The 15,861-nt window shown below is 46.8% G+C and carries 15 protein-coding genes; 11 read left to right on the top strand and 4 right to left on the bottom strand.

Annotation, left to right across the window (positions count from 1 at the left end; all coding sequences use genetic code 11):
* Nucleotides 1-28 precede the first annotated feature (28 nt).
* The 4 genes from EUZ85_RS02300 (at nt 29) to EUZ85_RS02285 (ending at nt 2,991) form a co-directional block, all read left to right on the top strand.
* Nucleotides 29-982: an AHH domain-containing protein gene (locus EUZ85_RS02300; protein ID WP_127974341.1), complete on the top strand. Its 954-nt coding sequence runs from the start codon at nt 29-31 to the stop codon at nt 980-982.
* A gap of 149 nt (nt 983-1,131) precedes the next feature.
* Entirely contained in the window at nt 1,132-1,617 is a 486-nt protein-coding gene (locus EUZ85_RS02295; RefSeq protein ID WP_127974340.1) for an imm11 family protein, read from the top strand.
* Between the two features lie 474 nt (nt 1,618-2,091).
* On the top strand, nt 2,092-2,463 hold the full coding sequence (locus EUZ85_RS02290) for a DUF1016 N-terminal domain-containing protein (RefSeq protein WP_127974339.1): 372 nt from the start codon (nt 2,092-2,094) through the stop codon (nt 2,461-2,463).
* Nucleotides 2,464-2,535: 72 nt separating this feature from the next.
* Entirely contained in the window at nt 2,536-2,991 is a 456-nt protein-coding gene (locus EUZ85_RS02285; RefSeq protein WP_127974338.1) for a hypothetical protein, read from the top strand.
* 665 nt (nt 2,992-3,656) lie between these two features.
* On the opposite strand, the gene EUZ85_RS02280 is transcribed toward EUZ85_RS02285, so the two are convergent.
* Entirely contained in the window at nt 3,657-3,902 is a 246-nt protein-coding gene (locus tag EUZ85_RS02280; protein WP_127974337.1) for a hypothetical protein, read from the bottom strand.
* 540 nt (nt 3,903-4,442) lie between these two features.
* Nucleotides 4,443-5,516, bottom strand: a complete 1,074-nt coding sequence (locus EUZ85_RS02275; protein ID WP_127974336.1) for a hypothetical protein — start codon at nt 5,514-5,516, stop codon at nt 4,443-4,445.
* A 97-nt stretch (nt 5,517-5,613) separates the two neighbouring features.
* Here EUZ85_RS02275 and EUZ85_RS31800 point away from each other — a divergent pair, with 97 nt between their 5' ends.
* Nucleotides 5,614-5,748 (top strand): hypothetical protein, encoded by a 135-nt coding sequence (locus tag EUZ85_RS31800; protein ID WP_255509307.1) that lies wholly within the window; start codon nt 5,614-5,616, stop codon nt 5,746-5,748.
* A 326-nt stretch (nt 5,749-6,074) separates the two neighbouring features.
* Nucleotides 6,075-8,042 carry a diguanylate cyclase domain-containing protein gene (locus EUZ85_RS02270; protein ID WP_127974335.1) on the top strand — a complete coding sequence of 656 codons (1,968 nt, stop codon included), beginning with the start codon at nt 6,075-6,077 and terminating at the stop codon, nt 8,040-8,042.
* Nucleotides 8,043-8,174: 132 nt separating this feature from the next.
* Here the strand turns inward: EUZ85_RS02270 and EUZ85_RS31965 are convergent, their stop codons facing one another.
* On the bottom strand, nt 8,175-8,339 hold the full coding sequence (locus EUZ85_RS31965; RefSeq protein WP_370454899.1) for a YfiR/HmsC family protein: 165 nt from the start codon (nt 8,337-8,339) through the stop codon (nt 8,175-8,177).
* Between the two features lie 178 nt (nt 8,340-8,517).
* Between EUZ85_RS31965 and EUZ85_RS02265 the strand changes: the two genes are divergently transcribed.
* The 5 genes from EUZ85_RS02265 (at nt 8,518) to EUZ85_RS02245 (ending at nt 13,647) form a co-directional block, all read left to right on the top strand.
* Nucleotides 8,518-8,805 (top strand): type II toxin-antitoxin system Phd/YefM family antitoxin, encoded by a 288-nt coding sequence (locus tag EUZ85_RS02265; protein ID WP_127974334.1) that lies wholly within the window; start codon nt 8,518-8,520, stop codon nt 8,803-8,805.
* Between the two features lie 103 nt (nt 8,806-8,908).
* Nucleotides 8,909-9,526 carry an imm11 family protein gene (locus EUZ85_RS02260; protein WP_127974333.1) on the top strand — a complete coding sequence of 206 codons (618 nt, stop codon included), beginning with the start codon at nt 8,909-8,911 and terminating at the stop codon, nt 9,524-9,526.
* A 541-nt stretch (nt 9,527-10,067) separates the two neighbouring features.
* Entirely contained in the window at nt 10,068-11,984 is a 1,917-nt protein-coding gene (locus tag EUZ85_RS02255) for a BPL-N domain-containing protein (RefSeq protein ID WP_164887421.1), read from the top strand.
* A 384-nt stretch (nt 11,985-12,368) separates the two neighbouring features.
* Nucleotides 12,369-12,845, top strand: a complete 477-nt coding sequence (locus EUZ85_RS02250; RefSeq protein ID WP_127974331.1) for a hypothetical protein — start codon at nt 12,369-12,371, stop codon at nt 12,843-12,845.
* Nucleotides 12,846-13,005: 160 nt separating this feature from the next.
* Nucleotides 13,006-13,647 (top strand): YopT-type cysteine protease domain-containing protein, encoded by a 642-nt coding sequence (locus tag EUZ85_RS02245; protein ID WP_127974330.1) that lies wholly within the window; start codon nt 13,006-13,008, stop codon nt 13,645-13,647.
* A 23-nt stretch (nt 13,648-13,670) separates the two neighbouring features.
* On the opposite strand, the gene EUZ85_RS02240 is transcribed toward EUZ85_RS02245, so the two are convergent.
* On the bottom strand, nt 13,671-15,854 hold the full coding sequence (locus EUZ85_RS02240; protein ID WP_127974329.1) for a transglycosylase domain-containing protein: 2,184 nt from the start codon (nt 15,852-15,854) through the stop codon (nt 13,671-13,673).
* Nucleotides 15,855-15,861: the final 7 nt, after the last annotated feature.

Below are 15,861 nucleotides of genomic sequence, written 5' to 3'. Positions count from 1 at the left end.
GTAACAATCTGGTCGAGGAGAAAGAATTATGGCGAAAAAGAAGAAAAAAGATGAACCAGAAGGGCATTTTGGAGATGCCTTGCTTGATGATCTTCACGAACGTTTGCAAGGCACTACAGAAAACGGAGCTTGTCTGGTTTTCCATGGATCGGCCACTTTCATTGAATTCAGGAATAAATTTACCTGTAATTATCGTTATCAGGGATATGAGCAAGCGAAAAGCCATACCGCCATCAAGAACACCTTGCATGGTTACATGACTGGGATTGAACATGAGCGCAGCAAAGCCATAAAAGACCGGGGACATATTGTCACCTCCGCGTATGAGACAGATAGCGGAGGAATGAAGCCAGGCGCTTATTGCATAGACTTGAACTTCCCCAATAAAGGGGATTGGGATGTTGGCGGCCCTGACAGAGATATCACTCGCCTGAAGTATAATGGTCGATCGACCACAACGATCAAGAAAGGCCATAACTTCACCAGGGAAACTTGGCCCTACTGGAACAACGCTCACCATCTGATATCCAAAGGCACCTTCAAGAACATGATTCTTAATGAAGGGCCCAAGATAAGTAATATCATCCAGAAGGCGCTACTGACGGCGAAATACAATATTCACCACAAGAAAAATGTGCTGTTGATGCCGCAGGACAAGGAGGTGGCTCAGATACTAGGGTTGCCCCGGCATTTGGTTCTCAAAGAGGAAGACCAGCAAGAAGTTAGTAAACAGTGTACTTCGCATCCCATCTATGACCGCTTGGTGAGAGAAACCATGAAAGGTTTAAGAGATATTTTGAGTGAGTACCGGGAATTATGCGATCCAGTAAAAGATTACCCAGATGGGCATCCCATACCCGATGTGAATCTGGACAAATCTAAGCTGGAGGAATTATCTGAGGAACTTCTCAATCTTATCCTGGGCATGTCACCTGGCGCCCCGTTGGACCAGCAAGCCCATAGAAGGATGTCGGGCTCCTAATCATTACTATATTACTATTTTTGAGGAAGGTTATTTTGGATTACTACTTTATTGATGAATATGAGCGCCTCGACAAGGATTACTGCTTCATTGATTTTCCGCCTAAGGAAATACACCTCCAGTCCTGGAGACTGGTAAAGGGGGAGCCTATGGCGGAGATCTACCCTGAAGATATTGGCGTCACGATGAGCAATGAGTTTCCAGGCCGCGTTTTGACCGACTTTATCGCCAATGTCGAGCTGTGCCTGATAGTTAGTAAAGCCGTGAAAGAAACAATGGTAAAGGTCAACCAGGGACCGATCGAGTATCTGCCGCTCTGGATCTACAACCATAAGTCCCGTCTGGAGTCGAAAGACTATTTTTACGTCAATCCACTGGGAACATACGATGTCCTGAGCCTGGAAAAGTCGCATATCAAGTTCTTTGAAGACACCGACAAAGTGGTGAGAGTTTATTCCTACGTGCTAAGCCGTGAAAAACTAAACCAGCCAAATTTGCCGGATATTTTCCGGATAAAGGAATGGCCCAAAGCCTACGTCATCAGCCAGAGAATGCTAGAGGCGCTACAGGCCATGAATCCTGCCCCCGTGAATCTGGTGGTAGAGAAAATAGAGATACATGAGGATGTTGAGTGACGGCAAGAGCTGGCCAGAAACGGAATAGCAGCCATACAAGATAGCAGAAGGATTGAAGACTGTTTTTCAGCAGCTCCTTGAGGGTGGTCTAAATGTGGATGTTGCATTTATAAATCGGAAATCCCGCACTCATCCGATTTTTCGTGCTCACATTAAGTAACTCTATAAAATTCCTCACTTTATTTGATTTTATCCGGGGCTTCGATTGCCGCTTGTTGGCTAATAGAGTTGGCGGTTATCGCAGCTACCCGGTCACGCCCCCTAAACTTTACAAATTTGGGGTTCCTCGACAGTTGTTTTACGGATTGATCAGGTCATCATTGGTATTGAAGACAGACACATCAAGCGACTTTGATGCTTCTTCTTTAAAACAGCGCGGTAGGTCAAGTCGTTGCTGGCAAACTCCACCTCGTCGCTTCATCACCTTTCTCAATGATAAGCAGCTTTTCCTTGCGATCATTTTAAGCGAGGCAAATCGCATTACACAGTCATCAAAGCGATACATTTCTGCAACAGCTTGTTGCAGAACTCCCTTGGGGGCAGAATGTCGCTATCATGGCAAAGGTAAAAGACCGCGACGCCCGGCAGAACTATTTAAAGGTAACCATCAAGATGGGCTGGAGCCGCAACGTACTGGTTCATCAAATCGAGTCGCAGACCTACGAGAGACACTCTTGGCAGACAGGCAACAGCTTGAAGAGCTTTCTGAGAAGCTTAGATAAGTCGCTAGGTGCGTGGCTGGATCAGCAAGCGCATAGAAAGTTTCGTATGCGGCTAAAAGCTATTTTGCCATCACGCCTTGTCCAGCAGATTTGGTCTGGTTTATGGGAAAACTCCAGTAATTGACGCTAGAATACTATGAAGACCTCTCTGCCATTCTCGAAGATCAGGCAATAAAGCGCTACTCAGGCTATAACCATGACAAAGTTATTTTTATCTTTTTGGCATGTTCAGTTGGAAAACTTCCCTGAAGGGGCCGTCTCTCGGCGGTCACTAAAGAGTGCAGAAGCGCGAGAGTTGATATTGCAAGCTCAAAGCGAAGGCGTGTTTCAGGGCGCTTGCGCTGATGACCTATTCGCGCCCTATAAGGAAACAGAAAAAAGAAAACATGACGAGTTGCGTCAAGTGTTGCAGGATGATTACGACATTCCCCTCTCCGTCAGCGACTTTTCTACTAAGGGAGAGGACTATGTGACCGTGTATCCCCTTAATTTCGTCACAGTATCGAATGGTAGTAGCCTGATGGTCGTCACTTGTGGTTATACGTTTAGTGATTTCGACGAAATCGAAACGTTAGACGATACAAACATGTTCAGTATCGCTGCAGATAGTGTAAATTTCTGCTTATTTGAGGCTATCCCAGTTCAGCACTAGTTCGCAAGCGGATCACGGATGAGGCGTGAGTATCGGTATTCGACGACCTTGCATGCCTCAGTCACCACAATTGATATCCATTTTCAAATAACCGTGTAGTTGTCAGTGCGGGAGTGCTATGCCCTCCTATTTATCTCAGCTCGGCGGGCAGCTCTCGAAGACTCAAAACACACTAGAATCTGATTTACTTCTACAGGTAGAAATGGGGCTCCAGGAGAGGAGCCCTATGTAGAGTTATAGTCGTGTCTTTCTGATTCTGTACGCTAACGCTAATGTAAGCGCAGAGGCCGGCGCCAAGCCTAGATAAACAACTCGGATTTCATGAGATGCAAAATAGATAATTAATATAAACATTAAAAATGCTATGTTTATTATTAAAACAACCATTGGCAGGCTATTTAAGCTCAATCTTTTCAAAAGTTTCTTCCTTATATAAACTTTATTGACAAATTTAATCGGTTGAAATTCCGTTTAATAGAAGATTTTTCAACAGTTTCTTGAAGGCGAGCGAAAGCAAAAAGCAAGCACAGGCCCTTGTGCAATAAAAAGGAATCCACTACTATTGGCTTGTGACGCTATAGGAGTGAATTATCCTTTTCTTATATAAAGTAGGACTGGATATGCATTTCTCTACTTGTAGAGGGCTGGTCTCCAGTCCTCTACGCTTACTCCATAATATCTACCTCCACAATCATATCTATTTCGCTTTCTCCTCCCATTATGTCTGCTTGGACTTTTATTCGACCAATGCGAGTGCTTCTAGCTGGTATACTTAATTTGTAAGTGATCTCTGTCCTCTTCGGGTTTTGCATGTTCAGAATCTCAGGGGATAGCTGTTTGGAGGCAGCAGGCTCCCTTAGCTTTTCATTTATAAGCATCCCTTCCTTTTCCCTCTCCTCTTCTTTTGACATGTAAGAAAAAAAATCCTTCAGGGCACGGCGAAAGCGGCTCAAATATACCTGAATGGATCCTTTCTTTATTAGATTTATATTCTTTTGGGTGAAACTTAAGCAAGTGGCTTCTATATTTATACAACGAAGATCAGTTAGCTCGTGCTCTGGGAAGTCTTGTAAAATCTTACGTACGGCATGTCTTTGGCCGGACGCTGTGTTTTTATCTAACAATCCGTCTCGGACTATCTTAGTAAGGTAGTGATCTAAGTTTTGATAGGAGTAATGCATGGAGGTCAAAAATCCATTTTATATTCGTGAACCGTACATATTTTTAATATATTGAATTTCGCGTGTCAACAAAGCGATTTCAAATATATCAAAATTATAAATGAATTGTCTAATTAGGAGTAAACTTGTGAGAAACGTATGACATAAACGCCATTTTGAGGTAGGGCCAGGTATAATTATACTTGGCGTGATCGTGAAAGTTTATGCCGGTTTAATTTTTTGATATCATTAGTTCTTATAATAATAGTACTATTGTGAGTCTAATTTTGTTTATTGATTTGTGCGCATTGAATGCTTTTCGAGAAATTCTTTCTTAAAATTATAGTACTCATGAAATATAGTGTGAACTAGCTCAATATTGAGATTTAGCACTAAAACCTTTGATAATAAGTAATCTATTATATTTGCCGCAATTAATTCATCTTTATATGTATGCTCATATATTTTTTTCCAAGCTGGTGCTGGACTCTCCAACGGGATTTTTCCTCCAATTTTACTCCAACGCTTCAAACACTGGTGAATACTCTCACGACTAACCCATGGACGTTCCAAACTTTCTTCAAAAGAGTTCCGACTTGAATATCCAGTGTGTTCGACAACAAGATTGATTAATCGTTTCTTGGAACCAATTAAAGCCCCTTTTTCGTCCAGTTGTGGTAATGCCTGTTCAATCCATGGGACTGGTTCAGAGTTCATAAAGAGATTCATAAACTGCTCAATTAGTACAGCAATCGGAAACCACTTTCGGATGTACAGCTCTGCTTCTATCTCTGGATGCCGACGACCAAAATTCTTTAGCACCTCCACTAGATTGTTATTTAAGTCGATAGACGCGAGCCTCTCCGCTGCTTGTGCTGATAGCATTAGCTCAGACTGCCAAGCTTGAGATAATCGGTCCATGCATGGTTTGGCGCGCATCTCACCTAAGAGCTCCTTTTCTTTATTAAATAGCTGAGCAAGTATGTTCGCCCACTGAGTTGATCTTTCCTGGAGGGAGGCTGCTGTGTTTTGATCCGAACCTATCTGCAGTGCACGCCACCTAAGGATCTCAAACTGCGTCCAATATCCTTCAGGCTTATAACCTCCTTCTAGCCTGTATTTCTCAAAAGAAAAATTAGAAGCATTTCTTTTCATTAATCTTTTCAACTTTGGTTCAATATCTTTGGTGACGCCAAAGCGATCTAAATGTCTTAGGATTCTGGCATTAGAGTGAGTCGGGTCAATCCGGAGCTCTTTGGGACTTAGTTTGTTCAGCAAGTCCGCAGTAGATTTAATCACTCCTATCGATAGAAGTGTGCCTATGAAATTTGGAAACAATATTCCGGGTAAAATTGGACGGGGCAAGCTCAACTCCTTCTGTGTTGTTCAGTGAGATGTACCTAGCTCAAGTTCTAGGCGACGTTACACTACGTCTGGCTATATAAACAAAGGAGAAGATGCTATGCCAGATACTTCAGAAATGAGCGATGAAGAACTCGATCTTTGGTCCGATATTAATAACCCTAATAACGACGCAGACATGGATGATTGGGCTGACGCCCATAATCCGAACAACGATGACTACTTAGGAGACTGATCCCTCGACTGGGCCTTCATTGGCCCAGTCCACAATCATAGTTGGTTGTGCGCGTGGGACCACCTATCGGTTCTCTATTATTGGTGGGTAGGATCATTACTCTCCGATAAAAAACGGCCAGTATGGCTCTAGCAATACGGTACTTTCCCTGAATCACATCGTGCCAAATCTGAAGAACACGCCTAGCTACAGCATCATGTCCCCATTGCCTAACCTCAATCAATAGAAACCCTTTTATGCCGGTATACGCCGGCGTGTAGTCGTGGATGAGGGGCGCGCTGTAAGAAGGGCTTTGCAAGCATGAGCAGTCCTACTACAGTAATAAAATGCGACAAGGTAATCTTTGGAAGCTATCTCTTCCTCACCTATTTGCAGAAGCAAATGGTAAAGGCGATTGGATAAAGTGTAATGCGCTGTGGTGCAACTACACCGGCTTGTCTGTTGAGGAGTCTACTGGGAAGAGCTGGTTGAAAGGCGTTTACCAGGACGATATCGCCACGACCTATAGAGAATGGCTCCGAGGCATTGAAGGCCTATTGCCCTTTGAGCTGGTAATGCGGGTCCGTCATCTTTCAGACCTGTCCTACCGTTGGCATATTTGCCGCGTAGCGCCGCAACCTGATGCAGAGAGAAGCGCTCTACATTGGATCGCATCATTCACGGATATACACGACATTGTTTCTCGGGAGGAACAGAACCACTCTTCACTTGCGCAAATGCAAAATGAAAAAGAGGTCCTGGCGACGTCTAACGACTACCTCATTGAAGTATTGGGAGAGTATCGCGAGACCGAAATCAAACTAGAAAAAGCAACGGCGAAACTAAACCAGATCATTCAGACGCAATCCGACCTTTCTCAGGCAGAGCTGGACATGCAAGCTTTCATGAACCTAGTTACAGAGAGGATGCTTACCATTACGCCGGCGACAGGCGCAGTCGTCGAATTAATGGAAGGGGATGAGATGGTGTACCAAGCCACCAGTGGTTCAGCGGCTCCTTTTAAAAGCTTGCGTTTGAGCCTGTCTGATAGTCTGTCTGGCCTCAGTGTTATTAACAGAGCCGTACTAATCTCAGAAGATACGTCCAGCGACCAGAGAGTCAATTATGAGGCCTGCAAGAAGGTCAGGGCTAACTCCATGGTTGTAGCCCCTTTATTCGATGATGAAAACGCAGTTGGCGTATTAAAGGTTTTGTCAGATCAGGCGAGGGCTTTTGATGTTGATGATGTCAAAACCCTTGAAATGATGGCGGGCCTGATTGGGGCGGCAATAGGCCGCAAGATCAGAATGCAGGAGAGGGAGAATATGCTTGCGGCCAAGTCATTGGCCCTTTCTCAATTGGAGCGAGAGATTGCGCAGCGAGAGCAGGTGGAACAGCAGTTAAAGGATAGCGAAGCGCGCTTCAGAGGCATATTGGAAAGCTCCCACGAAGCGTTCATCTCCATGGACGCCAACGGGAAAATAACGGATTGGAATCGCCAGGCGGAAGAAACATTGGGTTGGAAAACCCAAGAAGCGATCGGAAGGCGTTTATCAGATTTAATCATTCCGGAATCGCTGCGAGAAAAGCACGAACAAGGTATGCAGAAATTTATGGACACTGGGCATGGGCCGGTTATAGGGCGTCGTCTTGAGCTGACGGCGCTGAACCGGAAAGGAGTGGAAATTCCCATCGAGATGACCATTTCCGCTATCAATACAGTCAACGAGTGGCAGTTTAGCGCTTTTCTTCACGACATCACTGAACGCAAAAGTGCTGAGCAAAAGCTTCGTCACTTGGCGCAGTATGACAGCCTGACGAAGTTACCTAACCGCGCGCTATTTTACGATCGCTTGGAGCACGCCATCACGCGAAGCCATCGCAGTAAAGGCCATCTCGCCCTTATGTACTTGGATGTGGACCGCTTCAAGTCAATAAATGACAACTACGGGCATGGGGTTGGCGACGAGCTGTTGGTGGCATTTAGCAGCCGTATTCAATCCGTTATTCGAGAATCCGACACAATAGCTAGATTAGGGGGGGACGAATTCGTCATTATCGCAGAGCACCTCGGGCGCCCTGGCGATGCGGAGCATATTGCCCAAAAGATTCTATGGGCTATGACCAAGGATTTTCAGCTTGGTAATGTGAAAATTAAAGTAGGAACCAGCATTGGCGTCGCCTTTTTCCCCAGTAAACCTGTAACGGCGGATGAATTGGTTAAGATGGCGGACGAAGCGCTCTATGCAGCCAAGCAGGCGGGACGCAACACCTATGCGGTCCACAATGCCGTTAAGCGATTATCCGGGAATTAAAATATTTCCAATGCAGCGTTTAATACAGACTACACTTACAAGGTAAGACAGAGTCCCCAACTCTTTGTCTTGTACCCATATCATTCTCCCGGGGAGGCTCACGATCATGCCTCCCTTTTTTTGGTTTGTAACTTACTCCACACCCAATCTCACCAACTGCGCCGCCATTTTGAATTTGGTTACCGTAACTAACTCCTCGTTAATTCTGAAACGGATATTTTCGTCTTTTTTATATAGCTCGATTAATCCGCCATAGATGATATTGGACCGTGGATTCAAGCAATAAGTGCAGACCACTCGTTGTTAATGCGCCGGAATATTCTCCTCAAAATACTACCTCTGGAGTGCGAAAGCCCAATTGAGTTCCATAACAGCTAGTTAATAACTTTATTACTCTCCGATATCTCTGGATGAGACAAGAATGTATTGGCCATATTCTTGCCTGGAGACTGAATAAGGGCTATTTTTTGGTTCTATACAAGTCCGAGGGACAAACTCATCACAAGTTAAACCCATCAGCTATCTGGAGGCCAACGCCGCCGAAGTGTTGAGAAACTTGGCCGAGCAACGCGAACCCTTAGTTATTACTCAGAACGGTGAAGCCAAAGCCGTTCTACAAGATATCGCGTCTTTCGAAGAAACACAGGAGGCTTTGACGCTGCTCAAAGTTCTGGCGCTTGGCAAGCTTGACGTAGAAGCCGGACGAGTCAAGTCCGTTGCGGATGTGGTGGCGCGTCTGCGCTCAAAGCGGAAAACAGACTGATGGCGGGCAATGTTCGACGACTAAACCGCCAATAGATGGGTAGCAGGAATGCCATATAATCAGTGTCGTGGCCTAGTAGCCCCGGACACCCAGTGAGGTAGTGATGGATTGGTATGAGTTGAATTTGGCTGCACGTTCGAATCCCGATCTTGCGTTTTTCCACAGGCCTTTTCCTGAAGAAGTAAAGCCTTGGCGGTACAAGTTAGTATTTGGGAAGGGGCGAATTAGTGGGCATCTAACCGAAGAGCCTATTGTCTACATGGAGCCTGGAGAGCCTGGTAAGGTTTTGGCTGATGTAGTTGGCAATACTCACTCTGTATTGATGGTGAGTAAGCGTTATCAAGAGGTGATGGCGGGGCTCAAAATGGGGGAAATTGAATTTCAGCAGGTGTGTATTTACAACCACAAACGGCGTTTGGTAAGTAAAGACTACTATCTGGTTAATCCGCTTGAAAGTTGGGATGTGCTTGACCATGAATCTTCCGAGATTCGTTACTACAACGACAAAGTATTGGCAATTGATCGCTTGATTTTTGATGCGCGGAAGGCGGTAGCTGCACCTGATTTATTCCGTCTCAAAGAGGCGCCCAATCGGTATTTTGCCAGTTCGACTTTGATGTACTACTTGTCTCAGCTACAACCCCCGATGACAAATACATTTATATTTGATGTGAAATCGATCCATAAGGATGAAGCACAAAAAATAATAAGAAAAACCTGATCAGAGACGCCTAGGAGGATTCTTTCATCTCTGATTCTGCATCGGTCACGCTATATTAATTAAAAGTGCAGTGGCTTACGCTGAGACGTTGGCTACTCCCAGGACTTCCATATTAGCCTCTGTGGCAAAGTACTAGCTTAACTGAGAGTTATCGTTAGAGCCCCCCGTTGCCAGAAGAAAAATACCCTTACCCAGAACTGAATAAAATTAATGGTTTAAGCATTAATTTAAACCACCATCTGTCTTAACTGTAATCACTCACCTATTACGGTAGTATTGAAAGCGATTTTTGGACAGGTGGTGCTGGCTTTTTACAAGCTAAGCGAAGTCCTAAGCCATAGAGTATGAGGTGTCAGGTAATGATCACCCCTGGCTTGTTGAAGGCTACACGTTAGCGTGTAGAAGATAACGTGACGGCTAGATGTGATTTGTGGTGTTCCTGATACGACGCAGAAGAACTCCGTTTGAGCAGGCTTTTAGTAAGTGTTTATAAAAATCGCCGGCCCTCGTCTCTATGGTTTTACTCATGAAGGGAATAATTATGAAAGTACGCTCTTATAAAACCCAGGTAGGACTCCCCCTGCAACTGTTGTTTTCCTCCTTGCTATTCGCAGGTCATTCCGCAGCGGATAAACTCACTAATGAACCCATCCCACCAGGAGAAGGGTTTTATAAAGATGTTCTGATAAATGCTGGCCCTGGTGTAAGCGCACCTCCAGTCAGCCACTTTGATTCTCTGGGCTTGTCCTATGAGAAATTGAGCTATAAAGCCTACCATGAAGAGGATAAGGAAGAGTTTAAACAAAAGTTTATTGGATCAGATATTGATCTTAATGGTCGCTTATTGTACCCAGATGGCGCTCCTCGTTATCGGATGCTGAGTATTGGTAAAGCATCTTTTTTGGCTGGCAGCTCAGGCAATGGAGGTGGTGGATATCATTCACAAGTTCTACATGATGGTATCAGCCCACTTCGTCGCACAGGCGTACAACATATCCAGGACTTCGTAAAAAATGGTGGAGGATATGTCGGGTTTTGTGCCGGTGCCATTATTGCGGGTAGCAGTCCTTTCCAATTGAGCTTGTATCCAGGTAAAACATACCCTTTGCCAGACACTAGCGCTACTGTAAACCTAAAAGACCTATTTACGGGTTATCTTGGTTTTGGTGAAGTCCCGAATGTTTGGAGCAAAGGAGGTGGCTACATCATGCAGTCACCTTCAAGTCGCTACCCATATAACTATCAATACCCTGAGGGGGTAGAGATTCAGGGAGTAGCCGCTGGCCATCCAGCGATTTGGTCCTGGAAAGATCCGGGTAATCCCTATGGAGGAACTTTGGTGCTCAGTGGAAGACACCCTGAGCTCAGTCACGATCCAAGAGCTAAACCACTAACAGAGGCAATGTATACACTCGCGATCCGGCAAGGCTTTGATGAGAATTATGAGCCTAAAGCCCGTATCAAGGGCGAATTGGATAATGGTCAAATCCGTTATATGCATGAAGATACGGGCTATCATGATCCCAATTACATAAAAATCGGCGATAAACAGTACCATCACTTCAAGTTCAGGGTTGATGACTATCGTAAAAAGTACCTGAGTATCGAACTGAACCGTGAGCATGGCTATCACTTCAATCTGTATCTGAAGAAAGGTAAGCCAGCCTTTGCCAGTAACGCAGACAAGAGCTTTATTGATGTCGGTCTCGAAGAGCTGACTTTTGATAATTTGAGTGAAGGCGAATGGTATTTGAGCGTTGAGAATGCGACTACTGTCGATACCAATGGTGCAAATAACACAGAGTACTCTGGCAAACTAGAGGTATTGAACGGGGTTGCCTATGACATTACTGCCACATGGGGCGCTGAAGAGCCCTGTGACAGTGGCATTGGTAATGTTAGTTTCGAGGGTCCCGTTGTGCCCGGGCAGAATTTACCGATTTCCTGGAACGCTGAATGCTTCGAGCCTGGCCGTCGTGCGACGGTCGCATTGGTCAGGGCCGATGATGAAATGCAGGTGGCCACTATATCTCGCGATGGCGGTTTGAACGATGGTCTCAATCGTTTGAATTGGAATGTCACTTATAATCAGCCTGGGCTATTCAAAGTCAGTGTCAGCGATAACCAGAACCCGAATATAATGAGCCTAAGCGAGCCGTTCGCATTTAAACAGCCGGAGATGGTTATAGCGCCCCCGGTTTCCAGTGGCGGCGAAAGACTAAGTATTATTTGGTTTTGGCGCGGGATAGACAGCCGTGTCAGTTTAGACCTGTATGTTGGCGATACTCTCATCGCTAACCTGCATTCGGGACTTGCCCAAGAGAGCGGGGCTAACTCCATTTTAGTCATGGCCAATTGGAGTTGGAATCCACAGGCGAACTATAGAGTCCGTATTAAGACTTTGGATCTGGATGAGAACAAGGTTTTTTACAGCCCTATTTTTAAACCATCTCTTTAGCTTCTAAGTCTAACGTTAGCAAGGGGGAGGGAGGTCTAGGTTGAGACCGATGATGTTGTCCCCTCCCCAATGAAAGGCGGCCGAATTATTGAGTGTGCAGTATCCGAACACCTCACTGGCATAGGGCATGCCCGGCCGCCAGTTTGATAAAGTGGACCTTGGAATCAACCAATAAGTGCAGACCACTTGTTTTTATTGCGCCATATAAAGGAGCTTTCCAAGGCTAGTTAACAACTTTATTACTCAAAAAAAGTGACGAACTAGACTGAGAAGCTGACTTGGTTAACAACTTTATTTTACTACTGGGTTTTGTTGGACTAATAAAAATCAATCACTTAGGTGGCAATGAGTTAACAACTTTATTACTCTCCAACAGAGAGCTTATTGAACAAAGGCCGCAGCATTTGCTGGCGGCCTTTTTCTTTGGAAGCGGCTGGTGTAATGGTTATTTTGCTGAAGTATAAACTTAGGTCCGAAGATCAATGGCGAAGTAAGCGTTTCTCTCCTTATGAGTACTTTGATTTGGAGGAGGGAGAGGTTCCTGAAATAGACTCTGTTCCTGACAAAATGCATGCAGCGGAATATTTGGACCTTCCTGGCGAGGAGGTTGAACATACGCTCTTGCAGTTGGTGGACGAAGACAAATCAGAACTTCTGGAGGTAAAGGAAACATTCTGGAATGCCGGTGAAAACCGGATCATCGAAGTGCTCAGAAAATCAGGGAATGATGTCCTACACAATGAACTGATCATTCAAACCATAAGGTCCAATCTTGCTATGGGTGAGGAAATCGAGACAGTTCGCTTCAACAGGGAAAAACTCTGTAATACTTTGAATTTCCACTCAATTGACTGCATTTAGCCGCAGTTTCTCCGCTATTTTACAAAACTTTACACATAAAGCTGACGGCGCTTTGCTCAGGTCGGCGCTTACCTGATTCGTCGGGTAGTTCGCCCGTTAGTTTTCACTTTCATCGGAAATGGACGTTCCGGCTTTTTGTTTATCTGATGAGAGAGTCCCAATGTCCTTTACTTCCTGGAAGACCATTTCCGCACTTAAAGAGTTTCGTGTTGCTAAATTTAAACAGCGTCGTCAGATTATGACGCGCCCGCTTTTGCAGCAGATGAAGAATATTCAAATTGGCGGTTGCACTGGCTTATCGTTCGCTTGGATACAGCGCCATCAACGGCAGCGCGGTGAAACGCCCGCTAATCGTATTGCGTATCTGAACACGGATATCGCCTGGAAAAATACGGATTACTTCGCTAGTTACTTCAATAACACCAAGCATCACTCCTACGCTGACCGTATTGCTTCTGTGGCGCCGACATCCTTGGGAATGCGTCATGGCGGGGTTGTTATCGAAAAGAACTACGATACCTACGGCTCGGCGCTTCAGCATCTGAGCAATAACCCTGGCCATCACATTGTCATGATGGTTTTGAGCGGCAAGGGTATTTCCACCAACCACGTTTGCGGGCTCTACGTGGACGCTGACGGCATGAAGTTCTTCGATCCCAACTCAGGCGAGTACCGTTGCACGACAGGCAAGCGTCTCGACTTCTTCAAGCAATTGACGGCTCAGTATCACACCTATGTGTCCGCCTCAGGCGCGGCTATCGATATCACATTCAAAGAAGTACAGTTTCACCACGTAGGTTGAAACAAGCGGCGTGATTTCGCCGCTTAATTTACCCGATATTGAATTTCTTCTGTGATGACTGGTTGGGCTCCGTCCGTAAAGGCGATTTCCGCTCTGGTGGAAAAATCGCCTTTGGAGAGCTTCCAGTTGTAGGTGGGTTTATTGGTGGTGGCGACCAGTGCGCCATTGATGAACCACTTCACGCTTTCGATGTTATCCGCCTCGGTCAGGGCGAATTCGAAATATTCGGATTCATCCGGAATCCTCGGGTCCATCGCCATCAGCAGGCCCTTGCTGGGTTTGCGAATCCTTACTTCGCCTGTCTCCTTATTGGCGCCCCCCGGTGAGGTTCCTGGCAGAAACCATTCGTCCCGGGATTCACAACCATTACCGGCCAGCTCTCCGGTATTGATACAGACAGGGAGCTTCTGCAGGTTGCTGCTGAGATAAAGCGGCTTCACTTCCCGGTTTTTATTCAACTCATTGAATACGGAACGCAGCACGTACGCTGGCCCCATGGAGCCGGTGACTTTGTTCATCTCCGCGTAATCCAGGTTGCCCATCCATACGCCTACGGTGTACTTGTCATTGAATCCCACCGACCAGGCGTCCCGGTAATCGCTGGAGGTGCCGGTTTTGACGGCGGTCTGATGAGGGAAGTTCAACACGGAATCCCAGCCAAACTCTTTCTCTCTCGCCGCCGGGTCGGACATGATATCGGCCACCAGGCTGGAGATATCCTCGGACAGCACGCGATGACCTCGGTAACCTTGTCCACCCTCTGTGAAGGACAAAGGTCTAAAGTCACCCATGCGGGCCAGAACGGAATACGCCTGCACCAACTCAAAAAGCGTCATCTCGCCGTTGCCCAGCGCCAAGCCATCGCCATAGACGTTGGGGTGGCCGGAGAGGCTGTCTACACCGAGATCGTGCAAGAAGTTCAGAAACTCACCCGGTCCTACGTACTGGATAGCCAGGACGGCGGGAATATTGAGGGAGTTGCCCAGGGCTTCCCGCAATGAAATCGGTCCGTAGTAGCCTCGGCTGTAGTTGTGATAGGTATGCATCCCCAGGCCGACGCTTTCCTGCAACGGCGAATCATTCAGCATGGTGGCGGCGGTCCAGCCTTTACGGATGGCGTTGGCGTACAGCAGCGGCTTCAGCGTTGAACCCGGCTGGCGGGGCGTAGTAATGGCGTCGATACGGTTGAAGGGCTTATCGTCGCGACCGGCGTAGCCCACCACCCATGACAATATCTCGTTGCTCTCGTGATCAATCACCAGGACGGCGCCGTTTTGCACCCGGTAAGAAGCGAGATTATTCAGACGATTGTCCAGGGTTTGCTGGATCTTGGTCTGCAGCTCCGTATCGATGGTGGTGTAGACGGCGCCGTTTTCCAGATTCTGCGCATTCAGCCGGTTTTCTGCGAACCGGATAAAGTGAGACAAATCATAGTGGATGTCCGTTTTCTGCAACTCCAATGTCTGCGCTGCGATGGCGGCGCGCTCGTCGTCATCAAGGTCCAGCCGATCCAGCAGGTTGTCGATGGCGCGATTCAGGTTGCGGAGTTGACGTTGCGGGTCCAGCCAGCGCGGTGATCTGACCAATACCGCCAGCGCCAGCATTTCTTTGTAATTCAGAGTGGAGAGATCACGGCCGAAATAGTATTGCGCCGCCTGTATCACTCCTCGGCGGCGAGCGGAGTAGGGAACCTGATTCAGATAAAACTCAAGGATTTCGACCTTGGAAAATTGCGCTTCCAGATTGGCGGCTTCAAACCCTTCGATCCAGCGTGACCAGGGCGTGCGCGGACGCGGATGCAGCATTCGCACGACTTGCTCGCTGATGGTGCTGGCGCCGCGCACCACGCCGCCAGACATGACGTTCTGGCGCGCAGCGTTGAGCCGCGCCAGCCAGTCCACGCCGCCATGGGAGTAAAAGCGCTTGTCCTCCGACAGGACGAACGCCCGCCGCAGGAACTCGGGAATATTGTGGAAATCGTTGACGTCGTAGATATTCCACTCGTTCTCGTAAGTGATGTTCAAACGCTTGCCGCGCCGGTCCAGATAGGTGTTCTTGCTGGCGCTTGAAATAACGGCGGAAAGATCTTCCGGCAGAGGTTTGATGGCGAAATAGGTGGCCCCGGCCAGGGCGGCGCAGGACAGGGTGACTGTCACTGCGACGCCGGCCGCGAGCTTTTTCCTGGCGCGCATCAGTTTTCTCAACATAAGCGCG

The sequence above is a fragment of the Hahella sp. KA22 genome, assembly GCF_004135205.1.
Taxonomy (GTDB): domain Bacteria; phylum Pseudomonadota; class Gammaproteobacteria; order Pseudomonadales; family Oleiphilaceae; genus Hahella.
This window is presented reverse-complemented; position numbering and strand designations above follow the sequence as displayed.

Excerpts from the sequence above, each read along its gene's own strand:
- EUZ85_RS02245 (WP_127974330.1), top strand. The coding sequence starts at position 13,006 with ATGTCCTTTACTTCCTGGAAGACCATTTCCGCACTTAAAGAGTTTCGT.
- EUZ85_RS02300 (WP_127974341.1), top strand. The coding sequence starts at position 29 with ATGGCGAAAAAGAAGAAAAAAGATGAACCAGAAGGGCATTTTGGAGAT.
- EUZ85_RS02295 (WP_127974340.1), top strand. The coding sequence starts at position 1,132 with ATGGCGGAGATCTACCCTGAAGATATTGGCGTCACGATGAGCAATGAG.
- EUZ85_RS02285 (WP_127974338.1), top strand. The coding sequence starts at position 2,536 with ATGACAAAGTTATTTTTATCTTTTTGGCATGTTCAGTTGGAAAACTTC.
- EUZ85_RS02280 (WP_127974337.1), bottom strand. The coding sequence starts at position 3,902 with ATGTCAAAAGAAGAGGAGAGGGAAAAGGAAGGGATGCTTATAAATGAA.
- EUZ85_RS02255 (WP_164887421.1), top strand. The coding sequence starts at position 10,068 with ATGAAAGTACGCTCTTATAAAACCCAGGTAGGACTCCCCCTGCAACTG.
- EUZ85_RS02260 (WP_127974333.1), top strand. The coding sequence starts at position 8,909 with ATGGATTGGTATGAGTTGAATTTGGCTGCACGTTCGAATCCCGATCTT.
- EUZ85_RS02240 (WP_127974329.1), bottom strand. The coding sequence starts at position 15,854 with ATGTTGAGAAAACTGATGCGCGCCAGGAAAAAGCTCGCGGCCGGCGTC.
- EUZ85_RS31800 (WP_255509307.1), top strand. The coding sequence starts at position 5,614 with ATGCCAGATACTTCAGAAATGAGCGATGAAGAACTCGATCTTTGGTCC.
- EUZ85_RS02270 (WP_127974335.1), top strand. The coding sequence starts at position 6,075 with ATGCGACAAGGTAATCTTTGGAAGCTATCTCTTCCTCACCTATTTGCA.